Annotated in this window: 14 protein-coding genes, 1 other RNA gene and 1 pseudogene; 4 read left to right on the forward strand and 12 right to left on the reverse strand. The window is 57.8% G+C overall.

Going from position 1 to position 19968, the window contains the following annotated elements; all coding sequences use genetic code 11:
* Positions 1–111 precede the first annotated feature (111 nt).
* Positions 112–1323 carry a trans-sulfuration enzyme family protein gene (locus PY311_RS07470; RefSeq protein ID WP_286148052.1) on the forward strand — a complete coding sequence of 404 codons (1212 nt, stop codon included), beginning with the start codon at positions 112–114 and terminating at the stop codon, positions 1321–1323.
* 222 nt (positions 1324–1545) lie between these two features.
* Here PY311_RS07470 and PY311_RS07475 read toward each other — a convergent pair whose 3' ends face one another.
* The 7 genes and pseudogenes from PY311_RS07475 to PY311_RS07510 form a co-directional block, all read right to left on the reverse strand.
* Positions 1546–4416 carry an InlB B-repeat-containing protein gene (locus PY311_RS07475; RefSeq protein ID WP_286148053.1) on the reverse strand — a complete coding sequence of 957 codons (2871 nt, stop codon included), beginning with the start codon at positions 4414–4416 and terminating at the stop codon, positions 1546–1548.
* 73 nt (positions 4417–4489) lie between these two features.
* The gene (locus PY311_RS07480; protein WP_286148054.1) at positions 4490–5179 is read right to left on the reverse strand and encodes a TetR/AcrR family transcriptional regulator; all 690 of its coding nucleotides are present in this window, start codon (positions 5177–5179) and stop codon (positions 4490–4492) included.
* Positions 5180–5879: 700 nt separating this feature from the next.
* Positions 5880–7650: pseudogene (locus PY311_RS07490) on the reverse strand (ABC transporter ATP-binding protein).
* A gap of 162 nt (positions 7651–7812) precedes the next feature.
* Entirely contained in the window at positions 7813–8418 is a 606-nt protein-coding gene (locus PY311_RS07495) for a class I SAM-dependent methyltransferase (protein WP_286148055.1), read from the reverse strand.
* 548 nt (positions 8419–8966) lie between these two features.
* The gene (gene groL, locus PY311_RS07500) at positions 8967–10595 is read right to left on the reverse strand and encodes a chaperonin GroEL (protein WP_286148056.1); all 1629 of its coding nucleotides are present in this window, start codon (positions 10593–10595) and stop codon (positions 8967–8969) included.
* A gap of 167 nt (positions 10596–10762) precedes the next feature.
* Positions 10763–11047 (reverse strand): co-chaperone GroES, encoded by a 285-nt coding sequence (locus tag PY311_RS07505; protein ID WP_286148057.1) that lies wholly within the window; start codon positions 11045–11047, stop codon positions 10763–10765.
* Positions 11048–11327: 280 nt separating this feature from the next.
* On the reverse strand, positions 11328–12437 hold the full coding sequence (locus PY311_RS07510) for a THUMP domain-containing class I SAM-dependent RNA methyltransferase (RefSeq protein ID WP_286148058.1): 1110 nt from the start codon (positions 12435–12437) through the stop codon (positions 11328–11330).
* 397 nt (positions 12438–12834) lie between these two features.
* Here PY311_RS07510 and PY311_RS07515 point away from each other — a divergent pair, with 397 nt between their 5' ends.
* On the forward strand, positions 12835–13278 hold the full coding sequence (locus tag PY311_RS07515; RefSeq protein WP_286148059.1) for an NfeD family protein: 444 nt from the start codon (positions 12835–12837) through the stop codon (positions 13276–13278).
* Complete coding sequence (locus PY311_RS07520; protein WP_286148060.1) at positions 13271–13738, forward strand: GNAT family N-acetyltransferase; 468 nt, start codon at positions 13271–13273, stop codon at positions 13736–13738. Before PY311_RS07515 ends, PY311_RS07520 begins: the two co-directional genes overlap by 8 nt.
* A gap of 59 nt (positions 13739–13797) precedes the next feature.
* Here PY311_RS07520 and PY311_RS07525 read toward each other — a convergent pair whose 3' ends face one another.
* The 5 genes from PY311_RS07525 to PY311_RS07545 all read right to left on the reverse strand — a co-directional run bounded on the left by PY311_RS07525 (position 13798) and on the right by PY311_RS07545 (position 18893).
* Positions 13798–15582 carry a DUF4127 family protein gene (locus tag PY311_RS07525; RefSeq protein ID WP_286148061.1) on the reverse strand — a complete coding sequence of 595 codons (1785 nt, stop codon included), beginning with the start codon at positions 15580–15582 and terminating at the stop codon, positions 13798–13800.
* A 77-nt stretch (positions 15583–15659) separates the two neighbouring features.
* Positions 15660–16022 (reverse strand): YbaB/EbfC family nucleoid-associated protein, encoded by a 363-nt coding sequence (locus PY311_RS07530; RefSeq protein ID WP_286148063.1) that lies wholly within the window; start codon positions 16020–16022, stop codon positions 15660–15662.
* 23 nt (positions 16023–16045) lie between these two features.
* On the reverse strand, positions 16046–17824 hold the full coding sequence (gene dnaX / locus PY311_RS07535) for a DNA polymerase III subunit gamma/tau (protein WP_286148064.1): 1779 nt from the start codon (positions 17822–17824) through the stop codon (positions 16046–16048).
* A 37-nt stretch (positions 17825–17861) separates the two neighbouring features.
* Positions 17862–18089, reverse strand: an RNA gene (gene ffs / locus PY311_RS07540) — signal recognition particle sRNA large type.
* A gap of 36 nt (positions 18090–18125) precedes the next feature.
* Complete coding sequence (locus PY311_RS07545) at positions 18126–18893, reverse strand: TatD family hydrolase (RefSeq protein WP_286148065.1); 768 nt, start codon at positions 18891–18893, stop codon at positions 18126–18128.
* 196 nt (positions 18894–19089) lie between these two features.
* On the opposite strand from PY311_RS07545, the gene PY311_RS07550 reads away from it, so the two are divergent.
* Positions 19090–19968, forward strand: coding sequence for a metallophosphoesterase (locus PY311_RS07550; RefSeq protein WP_286148066.1), 879 nt, complete (start codon positions 19090–19092; stop codon positions 19966–19968).

A 19968-nucleotide genomic window follows, 5' to 3' on the forward strand; every position in this document is an offset into this window, starting at 1 on the left:
GACCGGCAATAACATCACGGTATTTCCGTAACCCCTGTGATTTGTGCTATGCTTTTCTCAACCAAAATGGTAGGTTTTAGAAAAACCGCACAAATTTTAGGAGGTATACGCATGAGCCAGTTAGTTTTGAAGCATCCTGACCTGAAGCATGAGGAATTGAAGTTCAACACCGTAGAAGTCCACGCCGGTGAGCCCCGGGATATGTACGGCGCTTTAATTCCTCCCATCTACCAGACATCCACCTTCTATTTTGACTCCACGGACGATGCTGTGAAGGCCTGTGACGATTACGCCGAGAGCTTCGCCTACAGCCGCATCACCAACCCCTCTGTGGATTATCTGGAGCAGAAGCTGGCCGCGCTGGAGCATGGCAAGGGCGCTGTGGCCTACGCTTCCGGCATGGGCGCTGTTTCCGGCGCGATTTTCGCTCTGCTCAAGGCCGGCGACCACGCCATCTTCACCAAGGCCAAGTATTCCGGCACGGAGGACGTGACCAGTGACTGGCTGCCTCGCTTCGGGATCGCCCACGATACCTTTGACGCCGCTGACCTCAGCCAGTTGGAAAAGCTCATTAAGCCCAACACCAAGCTGATCTATGTGGAGTCTCCCGCTAACCCCACCATGGTGCTGGTGGATATTGCCGCCGTGGTGGAGAGCGCCCATAAGCACGGCATCAAGGTCTTTATCGACAACACCTTTGCCACGCCCTACAACACCACCCCGCTGGATCTGGGCGTGGATGCAGTCATCCACAGCCTCACCAAATACATCGGCGGCCACGGCGATCTGCTGGGCGGCGCGGTTGTTTCCAACGATGAGCAGTTCCTGCGCGAGTGCCGCTTGGGTACGTTGATGCATTTCGGCTCCGTGATGGCTCCCTTCACCGCATTTCTGGTGTGCCGCGGCCTCAAGACGCTGGGCGTCCGCATGAAGCAGTACAACGAGAGCGCTCTGAAGATCGCCAAGTGGCTGGAGGCCAATCCGAAGATCGAAACGGTCCGCTATCCCTTCCTGGAATCCAATCCCCAGTACGCCATTGCCAAGAAGCAGATGAAGGGCGGCGGCGGCATGATCTCCTTCGATGTGGCAGGCGGTCTGGAAGCAGGCAAGAAGTTCATCAACAGCCTGAAGCTCTGCACGCTGGCCGTGTCTCTGGGTGATACGGAAACGCTGGTGGAGCAGGCTGCCGCCATGACCCACACCATGATTCCCAAGGAGATCCGCGAGGCGGCCGGTATTACCGATGGTATGATTCGTATGTCCGTTGGTCTGGAGGACCCGGACGATATCATCGCCGATCTGAAGCAGGCGCTGGGCGACTAAGTTCAACTGTCTACACTTTTCTCCATATCCCCTTCTCTTTTGAAAAAGAAGCACGCCTCCGGACAATCCCGGGGGCGTGTTTCTTATTATATAAAGCAAATTTTTGCTTTTTAAACTATCCACACAAAGCATTGTTCCCCAAGAAGCGCAGACAGCGGTGAACATTTTGCTCACCGCTGTCCGCGTATGCCTCACTGCGGCCTCCGCCGCCTGAAAAGGAGGTTATTTCCCCTGATTTGCCCGGTAAAGGAACGTAACGATCTGGGCGCGGGTGCAGGTATTGCCGGACAGAAGCTGTGTGCCGCTGCCCTGCATGATGCCCTGGCTCAGTGCCCAATTCATGGCGGACACCGCATAACCGGGTACGGAGGCGGCGTCCGCAAAGCCGGAGATCAGGTCTGCCAGCGTCACAGTGTCCATCCCGCTGGCTACCGCATAGCGGAATAGGAATGCAACTGCCTGTGCGCGAGTGCAAGCCGCATCCGGGCCGAAGGTGATATCACCGATACCGGTGGTGATGCCCTCGCTCAGCGCCCAGCGGACAGCTTCGCCGTAGTACGCGTCCTCGGCAACATCTGTCATGTTCATAGCGTAATTCACCACAGGAGATCCAGCCGCACGCCACAGGAAAGTGACGATCTGACCTCGGGTGCAGGGCTGGTTCGGTGCAAAGAGGCTGTTACCAACGCCGCCGGTGATGCCGTTGTCCACGGCCCATTTCACCGCGTCATAATAGTACGCGCCGTTGGGCACGTCATAGAAGAAGTTCAGAACGCTGTTGTCCTCCATGAAGGTAACCTTGACCTCAACTCTGCTGCCGGGCATGGTGAAGGTGTATTTCCCATTGCCCCTGTCAGTGAGCTTGAGGTCATTTCCGTTCCTGTCGGTGGCGGAAATGGTTTCCAGCACATAGCCGCTGTCGGGTTTCACCGTGATCGTCACGGTGCTGCCCGCAGAGGCGTTCTTCGGGCTGACGGCGATCTTGCCGTTCTCCGCGACCGGCGCGCTGACGGCATAGGTCGGGTCGCTGTCGTCATAGCTCGGGGCGGGCGGGTTCGCCGTCCACTTGGCGTAGAGCGTCGTATCCGCCGTTACGGTGTCATTGGCAAAATCCCACGGGGTCTGCAACGTGCTGTCCTTGTACCAGCCGCCGAAGGTATAGCCGGACTTCGTTGGGTCGGCGGGCTTGGTGACGGTGCTGCCAGCATCGACGATCACAGGGTCTACCGCGCTGCCGCCGCTGGTTTCAAAGGTGACGGTATAAGTCCGTACCCACTTAGCCGTGAGCGTCATGGCGCGCGTGACCGTATCCGTGTCGAAGTTCCATTTGGCTTTGCTGCCGCTGTTATCGTAATACCAGCCGCCGAAACGATAGCCCTCCTTGGTCGGGGCGGCGGGCGCGGTGAGTTTGACGCCGTTATCGATGATTGCCGTCGTTCTCGTGCCCTCGTTATCAAAGGTCACGATGAATTTCAAGTTGGGAATCGAAACGCCCTCGGCGATCGTGCCGTCCTCGCCGTTGATGACGGTTCCGCTAAATGTGCCGCCGCTGATGGTACCGTTGTTGATGACCTCGCCGGTAAACTTGCCCTTTTCGATGATGCCGTTGTTATTGAGCACAGAACCCTTAAACTCGGTGACGCCCTCATCGCTACCGGTGATCTTGAGCGTGGCTCCATGATTTGAGGCACTATTGAGCACCACTTCGCCCGCGATCACGCCGCCGTTGGCATACAGATTTTGGGAAACAATGAAATCGGGACCCACCTCCATGTATATGCCGCTTCCGACAGCAGCGGAGCAGTCTTTGTCAACCTCCGCAAGGCCCGCTATGGTAAGGGTTCCTTCAGCAAATATACCGCCGCCATGGGTCACTCCGCCGGCGGTATTCTCGGCGCTGCACTTCCGGATGGCAGCCTGATCCTTTAGGGTGAGTGACGATCTGCTGCTGACAAGGACGCCGCCGCCATAGCTCTTTGTCCAACTATTTTGAGAAGATGCCGTCACTTTGCAGTTCTCGATCACGGCACTGCCGCTCATGGTAAATTCAGTATTTTTGTTGTGGTGGGACACATAGACGCCGCCGCCCGCGGCGCGCCCGCTGCCCGTGATGCATTCGCAATTGCTGATGGCCGCATTACCGGACATGGTAAATGCTCCGAGAGCATACACGCCGCCGCCTGGTGCATACGAGGAGTCTTTCGAGGCGGCTTTGCAGTAGCGGATAGCGGCGCTGCCGCTCATATTGAAAACGGCATTATTATCCCTCATATACACGCCGCCGCCGCGGTCCGCTGCACAACCGATGATGCTGCCGCCGGTCATGACAAATTCGCCCGCAACATACACACCGCCGCCGTAGACCGCCGAGCAGCCGACAATATTGCCACCCTCCATGGTCAGTTTGCCGCCGGGCTTGATATAGACAGCGCCGCCATAGTATGCGTCGTAGACATTAGCGCCGCTACCGAACTGGATCGGATATCCCGTGCCGCCGGTGATGACGCCGCCGGTGACGGTCTCTGTGCCGCTTGCCTCGTCCAGCACCCACAAGCCGTCGCTGTTCGGGGCAAATTTGTGCGTCGCGTTTGACCCGCTGTCCTTGATGGTCAGGTGAGCGCCGTCCTCCACGACCAATGGACTGCCGTGTACTTCGTCGTTTTTATACTGGAGTACATGGCCGTTCAGGTCGAGGGTAACATTGCCAGTAATGCGGAGTGTCTCTGTCAACGTTACATCACCGATGAGATTGTATTCGCCGCCGGTGAGCTCCGTCATGTCTGCGGTCAGCGCTGTGCCGCGCAGCCGCCGCACCAGATGAAGGGTGGATTCCCTTTGAATATTGTAGTCCATCAAAGTACGGCCATCCTCCAGCTCCTTGCCAGCAAAAATGAGCCGTTGCTGGTCGGGCGGGATGCTTTCCTTTTCCTGAATTTTATCCTTCACATTATCAATGCTGTCGGTGAGTTCCACCTCCAGCGTGATGGTCTTGCCGGTCAGCGTCTTGACAAAGAGCTGCATGGCGCTTGCGCTCACGCACAGGGCAAGGCACAGCACCAGAACTGCCAGAATGCTGAATAATCGTTTCTTCATTGTGATCCCTCCATGATGAAAGTGGTATGGTGCATCCAATGGATGCACCAAGGGGATATCCCCTTGCCTAAATTTACTGTTCCGTCAGGGCCTCAAAGCCCTTTTCCGCCTGTTGGACGGTCTTTTGGATGATGCCCAAAGCCATTGTGTGCAAATCCATCCGCAAGACGGCCGCTGTGACTGCCGCCCGCTTCTCCTTCGGCACGTCATAGAGCTTCAATGAACAGTCCAGAAAGCGGGAAACCTTGGCCTCCATCGTGAAATATACATCGCAGGGAACCGACATGAAGCCCCGCATGATACTGCCTGACGCGATCTCCATCTCGTAGAAGTCCTTGGGCTGCGCCTCCGGCAGATAAGGCCCGAAAATAACTTGCAGCCGCTTCGTTGTGCTTTTGTACAGATACGCCGCGATGGAAGGCAGGGAGTATGCCATCACATACAGCTCCCGCAGCGGCTCGGTCAGCTCGGCAATGTGAAGCTGGAGGGCCGTTTCCACGGCGTACAGGAGCACAGGATCTTGTTCCCCGCTGTGCTGTCCCGCCAGAGCGAATTGCCCGCTGAACATCCGCTTTACCAGCTCCAGCAGCAGCGCCTCCTTACTGGGAAAAACATGGAAGAACGAGCTCTGTCCGATGCCCGCCGCCTTTGCGATCTCGCCGGTGGTGGTTTTCGTGTAGCCCTTTTCCAGGAACAACGCCACCGCCGCCCGTAATACCTTTTGCTGCGTTATAAGGCCGTTTAACAGTTTTCCTTTCGGCAAATCACTGCCTCCTTATAATTTACTTGCGATTACACTTTTATAATAGCATACATTATGTGTCCGCGCAAGAAAAAATTCTGCTGACATATAAAAAATCCGTAAAATCGTCAGGCTTCACGTTTTTTCATCGGCCCCGACATTGGTTTCCACGGGGCTTTGTGTGACCCAATATAATGACAGCCAAGATACAGCGTGGGTAAGTCAAATAACTCTGTACCTGTTCGATCGTATACATCGCGCTTCTCTAAAAACATCAGAAAGCGCTTGACTTAAAGTTAAGTTCATGTGCTACTATAAACAATATGGCAGCAGGAAAGCTGCTTCAAGAGGAAAAAAGACTGCGCCGATTGCTGTGCGGAAAAATTGCCGCGCACAAAGGCGCAGCTTGAAATGTAATTTGATTCCAAAACGGCAGAAAGCAGAGGGATGAACCGCGATTGATAAAATACTGATTCGCGGAGCGAAAGTCCACAATCTAAAAAATATAGACGTCGATATTCCGCTGGGGAAAATCGTGGGTATTGCCGGGGTGTCTGGTTCCGGCAAATCCTCCCTTGCGTTGGGTGTGCTGTATGCGGAGGGCTCCCGCCGCTATATCTCGAAGCCCTTTCCACCTACACCCGCCGCCGCATGACGCAGGCGTCCAAAGCAAGCGTGGACGAGGTACTGTATAACGCCTTTGTAGGTATTTGATCATCGTTTAAGCCTCCTTTGCCACTTTCCATTGGACAGACTGCTGGTAGTCTCTCCACATCGTTCCGAACAGACTCTGCTCACCCTTGGAAAGCTCTGCGAAAGTCCCGTCTTCTGTCAGATGACCGTCCTTTAATACAAAAATACGGTCGGCATTTACAACGGTGGGCAGGCGGTGGGCTCATAATGACGGTGCGGCCCTTTGCCAGCTCCTTGAAGGCCGCCTGCACCCTTGTCTCGTTATCGGGGTCTGCAAAGGCGGTGGCTTCGTCCAAAATCAGCACCGGCGCGTTTTTCAGCATGGCGCGGGCAATGGCAAGCCGCTGCGTTTCACCGCCGGAGAGGTAGATGCCCTGTGAGCCGATGACGGTATTTGCGCCATCCGGGAATTTTTCAATGATGTCCATGCACTGCGCCGCCCGGAGCGCCGAGAACACCTCGTCATCCGTGGCGTCGGGCTTACCCATGCGGACATTGTCCAGAATGCTGCCTTTGATGAGGCGCCTGTTTTGGAACACAAAGGATACCGTGTCCATCAGCTTGTTTTTGTCGATGTCCTTCACATTTACGCCGCCGATGGAGATACTGCCGCTCTGCGGGTCAAAGAAGCGCGCAACCAGCGCCGCCAGCGTGGATTTGCCGCCGCCGGATGGGCCGACAAACGCCGCCGTTTGCCCTGCGCCGATGGAGAGGGAGACATCCTCCAGCACATTTTTGGCACCGTCATAGCTGAAGGTAACATGGTCCAGCGTCACGGAGCTGTCCTTGGGATGCTGCGGAGCGCTGGGCTGAGAAAGCGGCGGGCTTTGCAGCACACTGTCAATGCGGGTGATGGCGTCCTGCACGATCATGCCGTTCTCGCTCATAAACATCAGCTTGGTAAGGGTCAGGGAGATGACCGGCGTGATGATGATGTAAAAGAGCAGATTCAGCAAAATGCCGTTGTCTGCCCCGCCGTGGGAAAACAGGAAGCCGCCCGCGATCAAAAACACGAACACGCTGTTGACCGCCAGCGTATAGAGGGTCATGGGCCAGCGAAGCTGCTTGGTGTAGGCGATGACCCAACGCTCATAGTTGTCGATGGTCCCCTTGAATTTTTTGAAGGAGAACACCGTCTGACCGAAGGTTTTGACCACGGGGATGCCGCGCACGTACTCCACCGCTTCGCTGGACATATCCGCAAGCGCGTTTTAATACTGGGTCATCTTGTCCTGCAGCTTTTTGCCGGTCATGCTGGTCATGGCAAGAAAAGCAAGTACCACAGGCACAAGGCTCAAAAGTCCCAGCCGCCAGTCAAAGGCCAGCAGCAGTGCTAAAAGTCCCACAATGGTCGCCATGGCCTTGGCCTTGTCGGGTAGCTGGTGAGCGAGATAGGTCTCCGCCGCTCCGGCGGTTTCGGAAATGGTGCGGCGAAGCTTGCCGCTGCCGAACTGCTCGATGGCGCCCAGCGGCAGGGTGGCGATATGCCGGGTCATGGCAAGGCGCAGATAGGTGGCGATGCGGAATGCCGCGAGGTGTGAGCACATCAGTCCCATGATGTACACCAGCACGGCGGCGACAGCAAATATCACCGCCCTCCAGCCGTAGTGCGTTACATGGACCGCGTTTTCATATTGCGGTGCGACCGCGATGACCTCCTTGAGGATACGCCAGATGTACCAGAACGGCACCAGCGCCAGCAGTGCACCGGCGGCAGACAGTACCCATGAAAGGTAGGTCAGGCCCCGGTATGCTCCGGCGTACTCCAGCAGCCGGGATAAATTGGATTGCTTTTTCAATGGAATGCTTCCCTTCAAATCAATGCGGAGAAATGTGCCGCGGCAGTCCTGCCTGCATAGCCTGACAGGCGGTATGCGGCAGCCGCACCGGCTTGAATTTGCCCGATAGCGATTTGCTTCATAGCGGACGCCCTTTCTTTGTGAAACTTCACATTTCTTCTCTCACTTCCGTGCTGTGACGCACAGCCAGCTTTTTCTTTTGTGAATTTGTACATCGTGAAATCCGACCTGCTCCAGATACGTTTTCAGCTCAATGTCCTTATAGACGGTCATGCCATCGATGATCTCTGTCCATTTCTCACCGCTGTTTGTGTCGCCGCCGCTTTCATTGCAGATGAGAAAGGTGCCGCCGGGCTTCAGCACACGCCAAACCTCGCGGAAGCACTGCGGCAGGTCCGGCCAGAAATAGACCGTTTCAAAAGCCGTAACAGCGTCGAACCAATCACTCGCGAAGACCATATCCGTCACGCTGCCTTGCAGGACCGTACAGCGTCCCTCCGCGATGGCGGCCTGATTGAGCTTTTTTGCTCTTTCCACGCTGACAGGTGAATGATCGATGCCTTTTACACTCCCTTTTCCGCACTTTTCCAGCAGCATTCGGATGGTTGCCCCGCCTCCGCAACCGCAGTCCAGCACTCTTGCGTCCGGCGGAGGAGCCAGAAATTGAAGCCCCCACCTTGCAATGGAACCGTGGCCAATATTCATCATGGTGACCATGAGCTGCCCGCCAAGCCCCGCGGGCTTGCGGGTATTTTCAAAAAATGACACAGCACACCTCCAGTTTTTAGATTTCACGCGGCCCGACGGAATCGGCCGTGATTCTCCGCAGCGGCTTCCGATGCGGAAGATTTCGTTCTTTCATAGCTGACACCACATCAGTTAGAGAAATCTAACTGATGTGTACACAGCCTTGCGGTTAGAGTAAACTAACTACAACCCTTTGAAAAATCCGCACTTCTGCGGACTTTTATTCCAATAATCACTTAACGGTTCCGTGCCTCAGTATTTTCGACACTTTTCGGTACAACGCGCCGATTTGTCCCAATCAAACATGACCAATGGAACCCGTTCGGCCACATTGTATCATGCTTTTCTGCTTTTGCAAGATGGGGAGTGAGCAGCTCCGCGCAGCAACGAGTTGAGTAATTTGGATTATAGGAGTGTTTTTGCAAGAAAAAAGCTACCGCCTGCAAAATGCAGACGGTAGCTTCATACATATCTCGGCGCTTTTTCGTTGGCAATTGTCGTAAATTTGTGGTAAGTTTATCAGATTGCCAGCGAAAAATCCTTTGATTTCAAGGCTTTGCGGGGACGGCTTAGTACATGCCGCCCATGCTGGGGTCAGCGGCGGGAGCGGGAGCAGGGGGCTCGGGCTTATCAGCCACCAGAGACTCGGTGGTCAGCACCATAGCGGAGACAGATGCGGCATTCTCCAGAGCGGAGCGGGTCACCTTGGCCGGGTCGATGATACCGGCAGCAACCATGTCGCAATACTCCTCCTTGTAAGCGTCGAAGCCGTAGCCGTTCTTGCCGGAGGCACGGACCTTCTCCAGAATCACGGAGCCATCCAGACCGGCGTTGGCCGCGATCTGACGGATAGGAGCCTCCAGAGCCTTGGCGATGATCTGGACGCCGGTCTTCTCGTCGCCCTCAACGGTGTTCAGCAAAGCTTCCACGGCGGGGATGACGTTCACAAAGATGGTACCGCCACCAGCCACAACGCCTTCCTCAACGGCGGCGCGGGTAGCGTTCAGAGCGTCCTCAATGCGGAGCTTTTTCTCCTTCATCTCGGTCTCGGTAGCAGCGCCGACCTTGATAACAGCCACGCCGCCAGCCAGCTTGGCAAGACGCTCCTGCAGCTTCTCCTTATCATAATCACTGGTGGTGACAGCGATCTGGTTGCGAATCTGGCCCACACGGTCCTTGATGGCGGTAGCGTCACCGGCACCGTCCACAATGGTGGTGTTCTCCTTGGTGACCTTTACCTGACGGGCACGGCCCAGCATATCCAGCGTAGTGTTCTTCAGCTCCAGACCAACCTCCTCGCTGACAACAGTGCCGCCGGTGAGGATTGCGATATCCTGCAGCATCTCCTTGCGGCGGTCGCCGAAGCCGGGGGCCTTGACGCACACAACATTCAGTGTGCCGCGCAGACGGTTGACGATCAGAGTGTTCAGAGCCTCGCCCTCAACATCCTCGGCGATGATGACCAGCTTCTTGCCGGACTGGACCAGCTGCTCCAGAATGGGCAGGATGTCGGAGATAACGGAGATCTTCTTATCGGTGATGAGAATGTAGGCGTCGTCAATGACAGCCTCCATCTTCTCGGTATCGGTGACCATGTAGGGGGTGATATAACCGCGGTCGAACTGCATGCCCTCCACAACCTCGCTATAGGTCTCGGCGGTCTTGGACTCCTCAATGGTGATGACGCCATCGGCGGAAACCTTCTCCATGGCGTCGGCAATGAGCTTGCCGATCTCCTCGTCACCGCTGGAAACGGCGCCGACGCGGGCGATGTCATTGGAACCGTCCACCTTCTTGGCCTGCTTCTTGACCTCAGCCACAGCGGCCTCAACAGCCTTGGCCATGCCCTTCTTTACCACGATGGGGTTGGCGCCGGCAGCCAGGTTCTTCAGGCCTTCGTGGATCATGGCCTGAGCCAGCAGGGTGGCGGTGGTGGTGCCGTCACCGGCAACATCGTTGGTCTTGGTGGAGACCTCCTTCACCAGCTGTGCGCCCATGTTCTCAAAGGGATCGGGCAGCTCGACCTCCTTGGCGATGCTCACACCGTCATTGGTGATGAGGGGAGCGCCGTACTTCTTATCCAGAACCACGTTGCGGCCCTTGGGGCCCAGGGTGATCTTAACAGTATCGGCCAGAGCGTCAACGCCGGCCTGCAGAGCCTTGCGGGCTTCATCGCCGCGCATAATGAGCTTAGACATAATTGAAAACCTCCCAAATTTAGAAGTAAAGTGTAGTGTGCATTTTCATCATTTTCGCCGTGACATACGCGTGGCGAAAATACATTGACTCAGCCGCCGGGGGCGGCGTTCACCAGTTCTCAAACTGGTGGGGGGAATTTAAAGGGGGATGAAATCCCCTCTTTAAGTTACTCCACGATTGCCAGAATATCGCCCTGACGGACGACCACGTACTCAACGTCCTCCAGCGTGACCTTCGTACCGGCATACTGGCTGGTGATGACCTTATCGCCGGGCTTCACGGTCATGGTGACCTCCTTGCCGTCCACCATGCCGCCGGGGCCCACGGAAATGACCTCTGCCACAGAGGGCTTCTCCTTGGCGGAGCCGGTGAGGATGATGCCGCCCTTGGTGGTCTCCTCAGTCTCTACCATTTTCAAAATCACGCGATCAGATAACGGGGTGAGTTTCATTTGGGATTCCTCCTTATATATTTTCATAAGATAAAACAAATTCAGCGTTAGCACTCAACTCTCTCGAGTGCTAACGCTGTTATCATAGTACACTTGCCCCGGTTTGTAAAGGGGGAATTTGTAAATAACTTATGAAGTTTTCGCCGCTATGGTTCCGCTCATGTACCGCCATTTCGGCAAATTCTGTGAAAATTCAGATACAAAATGTAATATTCGACAATAAAATTATCTTTTGTATTTAAAAATTTCCGATGAATGTGCCGCATCGGCATAATCAGAATCACCTTCCGTACATAAATACGTCACATTTGATCATGCCGTTGTAGAGCTTGCGCTTTTTGTCCGCCTGCTTTCCGAAGCACCGCTCAAACTCCGTATGGGAGCTGAGCACCAGCACCCGCCACTTGGGGGGCAGGTCCCGGAGGGCCGCGCCGAACATTCGATACAGGTCCTCGGCCTCCTTCTTTTCCAGCAGCCGCTCGCCGTAGGGAGGGTTGGTGACCAACTGGCCGTACTCGCTGTCCCGGTGGAATTTTCCGGCGTCCGCCACCTCAAAGCGGATGCAGTCATCCACACCGGCCAGCTCCGCGTTGTGCCGCGCCAAATCCACGGCGGCGGGGTCAATGTCACCGCCCCAGATGTCATAATGGCCGTGGAATTCCTTGTCCATGGCCTCGTCCCCGGCCTCCAGCCACAGCTTGGAGTCCATGTTTTTCCACTTCTGAGCGGCGAAGCTGCGGTCCAGTCCCGGCGCCCGGTTCTTGGCGATGAGCGCCGCCTCAATGGGAATGGTGCCGCTGCCGCAGAAGGGGTCGCAGAACGGGTCTTGGCCCCGGTAGCGGGAAAGCGTCACCAGCGCCGCCGCCAGCGTCTCCCGCAGGGGGGCGCCCATGTTCCGCGCCCGGTAGCCACGCTTGTAAAGCCCCTCACCGGAGGTGTCCAGATACAGCGTCGCCACATCCTTGATAATGGCAAATTGAATTTGATACCGGCTGCCGGACTCCGGCAGGGTCTCCAGACCGTATTTCTCACCTAACCGCTTAGCGGAGGCCTTTTTGACAATGGCCTGACAGGCGGGAACAGAGTGGAGCTGGGAGTTCAAGGAATAGCCCTTTACAGGAAATTCCCCGTCCCGGGGGATATAATCCTCCCACGGCAGCGCGTAAACACCCTGAAACAGCGCCTCAAAATCCCGAACGGGGAAGGAGCCCAGCTCCATCAGCACCCGTGCGCCGCAGCGCAGATTGATGTTCAGCCGCGCAATGTCCGCCATGGTACCGTCGCAGTGCACCCGGCCGTTTTCCGCCCGGACGTTCTTCAGCTCCAAACGGCGCATTTCCTCCGCCACCAGACTCTCCAAACCAAATAGACAAGGGACCGTCAATGTCATAGCCCGTGTCTCCTTTCAAACATTTTTACACTCTACCATCAATTGATAAGGGCAAATATGCTTTCCAGCGGCCTAAATAGCCGCTGATTTTGTCATTGTCCTTGGCTTGCACCAGCAAGCCTTCGTCCGCTTCCGCATCAGCGCCCATTTTTGCTCGCTGGAAAGTCCTTCGGAGTTTTTCGGGATCGGAAACGGCGGCTCAGCGAGGCTGACGAAGCAGCCGGGCCGCTGCCCGGCAATGAGGAAAACGAAGCTGGATGTTGTTTCAGTTCCGAAAAACTGTGTTTGCCCTTATCAACTGATGGTATCATAACAGATTGTAACACAAATGAAAATAGCTTTTTGCGCGGAATTGTGCTACGATAGCAGCAGAATTGAAAACAGGAGGTGCTGTTTGATGATGAATTGGCTCTGGCTGGGTGCGGCTGTTGTGTTTGGGCTGATCGAGGCCGCCACGGCGGCGCTGGTGTCCGTATGGTTTGTGGGCGGCGCGGTGGCCGCGCTGCTGGTGTCCCTGCTGGGCGGGGCGCTGTGGCTTCAGATACTACTGTTTCTTGCGGTGTCCGCCGTGATTTTGGCCCTGACCCGGCCGCTGGTGAAGAAAATGGCGGGCCATGTTCAGCCCACCAATCTGGACCAGACCATCGGCGCCTCTGCCCGGGTGACGGAGGACATCGACGACGCCGCCGGTACCGGCGCCGTATATGTAAAGGGGAAAATGTGGACAGCCCGCAGCAGCAGCGGCGCGACCATTCCCATCGGCACAGAAGTGACCGTGGAGCGAATAGAGGGTGTGAAGCTCTATGTAACGCCTGTCCGTGCGGAGACGCACCGTGGATAAGAAAATCCGTCTGGCGGCTGTTAAGGAGCGAACGCCACGGCTGATCGAGGCGCTGACCGCCGTGTGGGAGCATTCCGTCCGGGCCACGCACCATTTTCTCTCCGAGCCGGAGATTCTGCGGATTCGCGCTTACGTTCCGCAGGCCGTCGGCGGCGTCGCGCAGCTTGTCGCGGCGGAAAATCAGGCGGGGGAGCCGGTGGGCTTCATGGGCGTGGAGAACGGGCGGCTGGAAATGCTGTTCCTTGCACCGGAAGCCCGAGGCTGCGGTCGTGGCGGGCGGCTGCTCCGCTGCGGCATTGAGCAGTACGGCGTTCGGGAGGTCACGGTGAACGAGCAGAACCCGCAGGCCGTGGACTTTTACGCCCACTTTGGCTTCCGAACCTACCGCCGGACGGAGCGGGACGAGGAGGGCGGCCCCTATCCGCTGCTGTATATGCGTCTGCCCTCTGACTGCCCGTAAACAAATTACAAAAGGCCGTGCCCCGCTGAATGCGGGGCACGGCCTTTCTGTTCTCAGCTTTATTGAGTCAGGGGACCAAGGCTGATGTCCATGTCTATCTCAAAGGCACGGTACCATGGAAAGCGATAGCCGGAAAGACTGACCGTGCCCCACCGGGCGGTCTCGGCCGCTCCGTCCGTCAGCCGGATACACATTCGGCTCCGCTCCAAGTTTTTCAGCACCGGCGCGGCGGCCTGCTCCATCCCGGCCTCCAGTCGGGCGGTGATGGCGCTGCGGTCCAGCTCCGGATTGCAGAAATTGTTGGGGTCGCCTCCCAGCTCATTCCGCACGTAGGATAGAATGTCCTCCCGTACCACGTTTTTATAGCAGAAGTCCTTTATAATGCTGTCCGCCAGCGCCTTTTGGAACGCGGCCTCCTCGCTCTGCGAGGTCTGTCCCAGCACCAGGTGGGCGTACCGCGCCGCGCCGTGGCTCAGCGCCGTGCCGGTGACGATGGCCATGTCCAGAAAGCCCGCATAGCTCAAAAGCCCGCCCAGCGCCGCCTTTTTTACCAGCGCATCATGGAACGCCGTACCGTACCGGCCATTCCCAGCATCGATGAGAATGACAAGCTGCCCTTTTTCCTCGCAGGCGTTCAGTGTGCGGATGAGCTCGTCATAGTACGTTTGCTGTTTTCCTTCGTCCGCCGGCTGGGTCAGCACCAAAATCTGCACCTCTGCCTGCTCTGCCGAGGGGACGCGCTTCATGCCGAAATAGTCGATGTGCTCATCTACGATTTCCGTCAGGGGCTTATAGTCATATTCACAGGCGGGCTGATTCTCCGTGCCGCCAAAGTAGGACACGAACACATGGGGATAGACCCGGGTATCCTCCGTCTCGGAAAGGTACAGCTTTGTCACCGCCTTGAAGGCCAGATCGTCCACGCCGGAGAGAATCACATCCCCCTCCCGCAGCCGGGTTTGGAGATAGGCGATTTCGTTTTTCTGAATGCAGTCCTCGGAGGAGGAATCGTCAATGCCGATGAGCACATGGAACTGGCCGCTGCCAAGACTTTGCACCTTTTCCAGCAGCGCGGCGCTGAGGGTCAGCTTATCGAGCCGGTGCTCCATGTAACGAAGGGCACCATCATACAGCGCATCAGCATTTTCCCCCTCAAAATGCAGCAGATTGTCTCCATCGGCGTCCGTATTGTAAGTGTGCCGGATGTTCTCCAGTGTCAGCTCGTCGCCGGTGAGGGTTTTCCGGGGTGCCGCGCCCATGGTCCGCATGGCGTTGTAGTATTCCAGTGTCCCGCCTGCGTAGCCCACGGTGGGGGCAAGGCGCATTACGCTGTCCAGCAGCCATACCTCATTGCCGGGGTCGGCGGCCAGCGCGCCTAAAAGTCCGTCTATCAACTCCGTCAGGGGCCAGTCCATGCCGTTTCGCTCCGCGGTGGTCCCGGCCACGCGGGAGGCCACCAGCCCGCCGTAGAGCATTTGGTCCATGGAGAGAATGTAGCGGTCGCACCCCGCCGCCTCCTGCTCCAAAACCCAGTCATAGAGCGCGGAGGGGGAGCCGTGGGGAAAGCTCTGCGGCATGGGGTCCAGACCGTTTTCCGCGCAGTAGTCCTCACTCTGCCCGTCCAGCAGCGTTTTGTATGTCCATTCCTCCGGCATATTTAAAGTGTAGCCGAGGCTTTCCGCAAGATACACCACCCGGCCCACATTGTCCGGCCGGTCATCCAGCGGAACATAGGCAACGGCGGTGCTGTCCGCTTCGGCCTCCGGCAGCTCCAAGGGCGCCCGGGCGCCGCAGCCGGTGAGCAGGCACAGCGCCAGCGCCGCCGCTGGGATACGCTTGTTCATAAAAACCTCCCGATTTGAAAGTAAGCGGATTGAAAAATAAGCGGAGCCGGAGGGCTCCGCTTATTCCGTGCAATTTTTTACAGACCGAACTTGCTCAGGTCCAGTCCGCCGGTGATACCGTCCATGCTTTTGTCCATGGCCTCACCGGCCTGACGCAGCGCCTCGTTGACAGCGGAGACCACCAGATCCTGCAGCATCTCCACATCCTCGGGGTCCACGGCCTCGGGCTTGATGTGGATAGAGATGACCTCCTTCTTGCCGTTGACCTTGGCCTCCACAACGCCGCCACCGACGCTGGCGGAAAACTCCTGCGCCTCAACGGCGTTCTGCGCCTCGGTCATTTTCTCCTGCATATCCGCGATCTTCTGCTGCAGCTCCGCCTGACGGGCGGCTCCGGAAATTTTGCCGTTGGTAAAACCACGGCGTGCACTGTAACCCATGGTAAATTTCTCCTTTTTCCTGATTATTTGATCTGAATATTGTCAAATTGGCTGCCAAATTCCAGCAGACTTTTCAGATTTTCCTCTGGGGATGCCGACGGGGCCTCGCCCACCCGGAGCAGCAGCCGCACCGGCTGGCCGGAGACCTTCTCCGCCTCGGCGGACAAAACGCCCCGCACCCGATCGTTGTCCAACCGGCTCAGCGTGATTTCATCCGGGGCATAGACCGTGATCTGGTCGCCCTCCAGCGTGCCGCCGCACAAATCCAGAAACGCCCGGTACATGGGGGGAAGCTGCCCCTTGCAGCTCTCGGACAGGGCGCGCCACCAGCTTCCGCTGACAGCGGTGGAGCCGGCAGGCGGCTTTTTTGCCTCCGTTGGAACGGAGGCGGGAGCCGCTGTCCGCGCCGGATGGGGGGTAGGGGGAGTTGACCGCACGGAGGCGGCATCCGGGGGAATGTCGAAGACCCGTTCGCCGGGCTCCTCCCGCATGGGCGGCTCCTCCGGCAGCGGCGGTTCGTCCCACGGGGGAGCGTCCTCCGTTTGCGTCGGTTTCTTCGTCTGCGGCGCTGCCGCTGCACTGCCGCCAGCGGGTCGGGAGGGCTCCGCTGTTTTGGCGGCGCGAGTGTTTTCATTCACGGCGGCGGAAATCACAGCGCCTCGCTCCACGGTGGTCTCCAACCGGGTGATGCGGCTTTCCAGCGCGGTAAGGTCGCCGCACAGGCTTTCATCGCACAGCCGCAGCAGGCACAGCTCCGCATCTGTGCGCCGGTCGGCGCTGTAATATAGGTCTGCCAGCGCTCTTTGCAGCGTGGAGGCTAAATACAAAAAGCGGTTGGAGGGGACGTTTCCGGAAAGCCTGTCCAGCGTGGCGCTGTCAAAGCCGCCGGAGAGCAGCGCCGCGCCCCCCTCCGGGGCAGTGCATCGCAGCAGCAGGTCGCGGGTCAGGGTGGAAAGCTCCCCCAGCACCGCGCCGACATCCTTGCCCCCGGCATACAGGTCATTTAAAAGCAGCAGCGCGCCTTGGGCGTCGCGTTTTAAAATGTGCTCCATGAGTTTTGCGGTCTGCAAATTGCCCGCAAGGCCCAGCACCTCCAAAACGGCGCGGCTGTCTACCGTGCCGCCCGCTGCGGCGCACTGGTCCAAAAGGCTCAGTCCGTCCCGCAGAGCGCCGTCCGCCAACCGGCTCAAAAGCTCCGCGCCGTCCGGTGTCAGGTCGATGTGCTCCTGTCCCGCCACGTATGTCAGCCGCTTGGCAATGTCCGCCGGCAGGATGCGCTTGAAGGCATACCGCTGGCAGCGGGAGAGAATGGTGGCCGGGACCTTGTGCAGCTCCGTGGTGGCCAGAATGAACATCAGGTGGGCCGGGGGCTCCTCCAAAATCTTCAGCAGGGCGTTGAAGGCGGCGGTGGAGAGCATATGCACCTCGTCCACGATGTATACCCGCTTTTTCACGTTGGCCGGGGCGTAAATGGCCTCGTCCCGCAGAGCGCGGACCTGATCCACGCCGTTGTTGGAGGCGGCGTCCAGCTCCAAAACGTCCAGAAAGCTGCCGTTTTCCAGCCCCAGACAGCTGGGACACTGACAGCAGGGGTCACCGTTTACCGGGTGCTCGCAGTTCACCGCCTTGGCCAGAATTTTGGCGCAGGTAGTCTTGCCGGTGCCCCGGGTGCCGGTAAAGAGATAGGCGTGGGAGGTGCGGCCCTCCGCCACCTGCTTTTTCAGCGTCTCGGTGATGTGCTCCTGTCCGATAACGTCGGAGAACACCTTGGGCCGCCATTTGCGGTACAGCGCCTGATACATGGAACACACCTCCTGAAAAACAGTCTGCCATCATGCGGCATGACCGCATAAAAGCATCCTCCGTTTGCAGACACGGAACCGGCGTCCTCGCGGCACATGGAACATCCCGCTTAATGCTGCTCGGTTCCCCGCCTGACATGGTTCACGGGGCTCCATTGCGCGAGACCGGCTCCGCGTCTGCAAGCGGAGGATGAATTGCGAAAGCTATTATACGATATTCCGTAAAAATTATCAACTGGAAATTTCAAATTTCCCGTAGGAGTGCTCTTTTTTCTGCGTTCAGGGCTGCCTGACCGACTTTTTACGGAATACGGAACAGCCGCCGGCCGTTTTCCCAAGTGATAGCGGTCAGCGCCTCCGGCGTCATGCCCTTCCACGCCGCCAGCGTTTCCAGCACGTAGCTTAGGTTCCGACTGTCATTCCGCTTGCCGCGCACCGGCACCGGCGCCATATAGGGGGAGTCGGTTTCTACCAGCATCCGCTCCGGCGGTGTGATAGCCGCCACCTCCGGTGCGCGGCGGGCGTTTTTATAGGTCACAGGCCCGTCAAAGCCAATGTACCAGCCACGCTTCAGCAGCTCCGCCGCCATTTCCGGGGAGCCGGAAAAGCAGTGGAACACACCGGTCACGGCGGGGAACTCCCGGATGATGTCCATGGTGTCTCCGTGGGCCTCCCGGTCATGGATGATGACCGGCAGCCTTAGCTCCTCCGCCAGCGCAAGCTGCTTGCGGAACACTGTTTTTTGAAGCTCCCGAGGCGGATTTTCCTCCCAGTAGTAGTCGAGGCCGATCTCGCCCACGGCCACCACCTTGGGCCGCGATAGGAGCTCCCGCAGCGTGTCCAGCTCGCCTTCATGAAAGCCGCTGCATTCCTCCGGGTGGATTCCGGCGGCGGCGTAAACATGGCTGTATCGCTCCGATAGCGCCGCTGCCGCTTGGGACGAGGGAATATCACAGCCGGGGTCCAGCACAAGGCCTACACCGGCGTCCGGCAGTGCGGAGAGCAGGGCATCCCGGTCGGCGTCAAAGCGGGAATCGTCATAATGAGCATGGGTATCGAAAATCGGCATGGCGCACCTCACGTTTTTTATCACTAAATACGATAGTATACACAAAACCGTGTTATTTGCAAGCGCCTGAGCTTTTATGAAAAATACCCCCCCTATTTTATAAAAATTTTCTCGCGCAGAGAGCAGAAGTGTGGTATACTATATGACCGTGATTGGCAGGGCGGCTTGATCGCCTGAAAATGGGGGAGGGACGCACATGGCAGGCCGCGGCAGAGCACGAAGACACCACATATTCCGCAGACTGTGCCTTGTGCTGCTGGCAGCTATTCTGTACGTCTTCTGGGGCAACGCCTCTATCGAAACGGACAACGCCGTTTATACCTCCGATGCATTGCCCGCCGCCTTTGACGGTCTGCGAATCGCACAGCTCAGCGACCTTCACTGCAAGGAGTTCGGCGCGGACAACACCCGGCTGTACGCTGCTGTGGAGCGGGCCGCCCCGGATTTGATTTTTCTTACCGGCGACCTTGTTGACGAGTATGCGGAGGAGCCTGTTTCTTATGCCCGGACCGTCGGCGCGGCCCTCAGCGCCATCGCACCCACCTATTTTGTCACCGGGAACCATGAGTGGGCGCAGGGCAATGCCGTAGCCGAGGCGGTAAAGACTGCGCTGTCGGAGAGCGGCGTTACGGTGCTCTCCAACGAATTTGTGCCGCTGGAGCAAGACGGGCAGACGATTTTCATTGCCGGAATCGATGACCCCAACGGCTATGCCGACCAACTGACGCCCGCGGAGCTGGCGCAGCGGCTGTATACGCAATACGCCGACCCCTTCTGGCTGCTGCTGGCCCATCGGAATAATCTTTTTAACGGCCGCTACTGCCGCTTGGGCGCGGACCTGACCTTCAGCGGCCACGCCCACGGCGGCATCTGGCGCCTGCCCTTTACGGACGGACTGCTGGACACGAACCTGAACTGGTTCCCCTCCTTCACCAGCGGCTTTTACCACTGTACGGACGAGGACTGCGCGGGCGCGGAGGTGTTTGTCTCCCGGGGACTCGGCAATTCTCCCAAATGGGCGCTTCGCCTGTTTAACCGGCCGCAGCTTGCGGTCATTACCCTGAAAAAAGGATAG

The organism is Neopoerus faecalis (assembly GCF_029218125.1).
Lineage (GTDB): Bacteria > Bacillota > Clostridia > Oscillospirales > Oscillospiraceae > Oscillibacter > Oscillibacter faecalis_A.

Bases quoted from the DNA above. Each gene is read 5' to 3' on its own strand.
- PY311_RS07505 (WP_286148057.1), bottom strand. From the start codon at position 11,047: ATGAAACTCACCCCGTTATCTGATCGCGTGATTTTGAAAATGGTAGAG.
- PY311_RS07545 (WP_286148065.1), bottom strand. From the start codon at position 18,893: ATGCCGATTTTCGATACCCATGCTCATTATGACGATTCCCGCTTTGAC.
- PY311_RS07550 (WP_286148066.1), top strand. From the start codon at position 19,090: ATGGCAGGCCGCGGCAGAGCACGAAGACACCACATATTCCGCAGACTG.
- PY311_RS07475 (WP_286148053.1), bottom strand. From the start codon at position 4,416: ATGAAGAAACGATTATTCAGCATTCTGGCAGTTCTGGTGCTGTGCCTT.
- groL (WP_286148056.1), bottom strand. From the start codon at position 10,595: ATGTCTAAGCTCATTATGCGCGGCGATGAAGCCCGCAAGGCTCTGCAG.
- dnaX (WP_286148064.1), bottom strand. From the start codon at position 17,824: ATGTATCAGGCGCTGTACCGCAAATGGCGGCCCAAGGTGTTCTCCGAC.
- PY311_RS07510 (WP_286148058.1), bottom strand. From the start codon at position 12,437: ATGACATTGACGGTCCCTTGTCTATTTGGTTTGGAGAGTCTGGTGGCG.
- PY311_RS07530 (WP_286148063.1), bottom strand. From the start codon at position 16,022: ATGGGTTACAGTGCACGCCGTGGTTTTACCAACGGCAAAATTTCCGGA.
- PY311_RS07470 (WP_286148052.1), top strand. From the start codon at position 112: ATGAGCCAGTTAGTTTTGAAGCATCCTGACCTGAAGCATGAGGAATTG.
- PY311_RS07525 (WP_286148061.1), bottom strand. From the start codon at position 15,582: ATGAACAAGCGTATCCCAGCGGCGGCGCTGGCGCTGTGCCTGCTCACC.
- PY311_RS07515 (WP_286148059.1), top strand. From the start codon at position 12,835: ATGATGAATTGGCTCTGGCTGGGTGCGGCTGTTGTGTTTGGGCTGATC.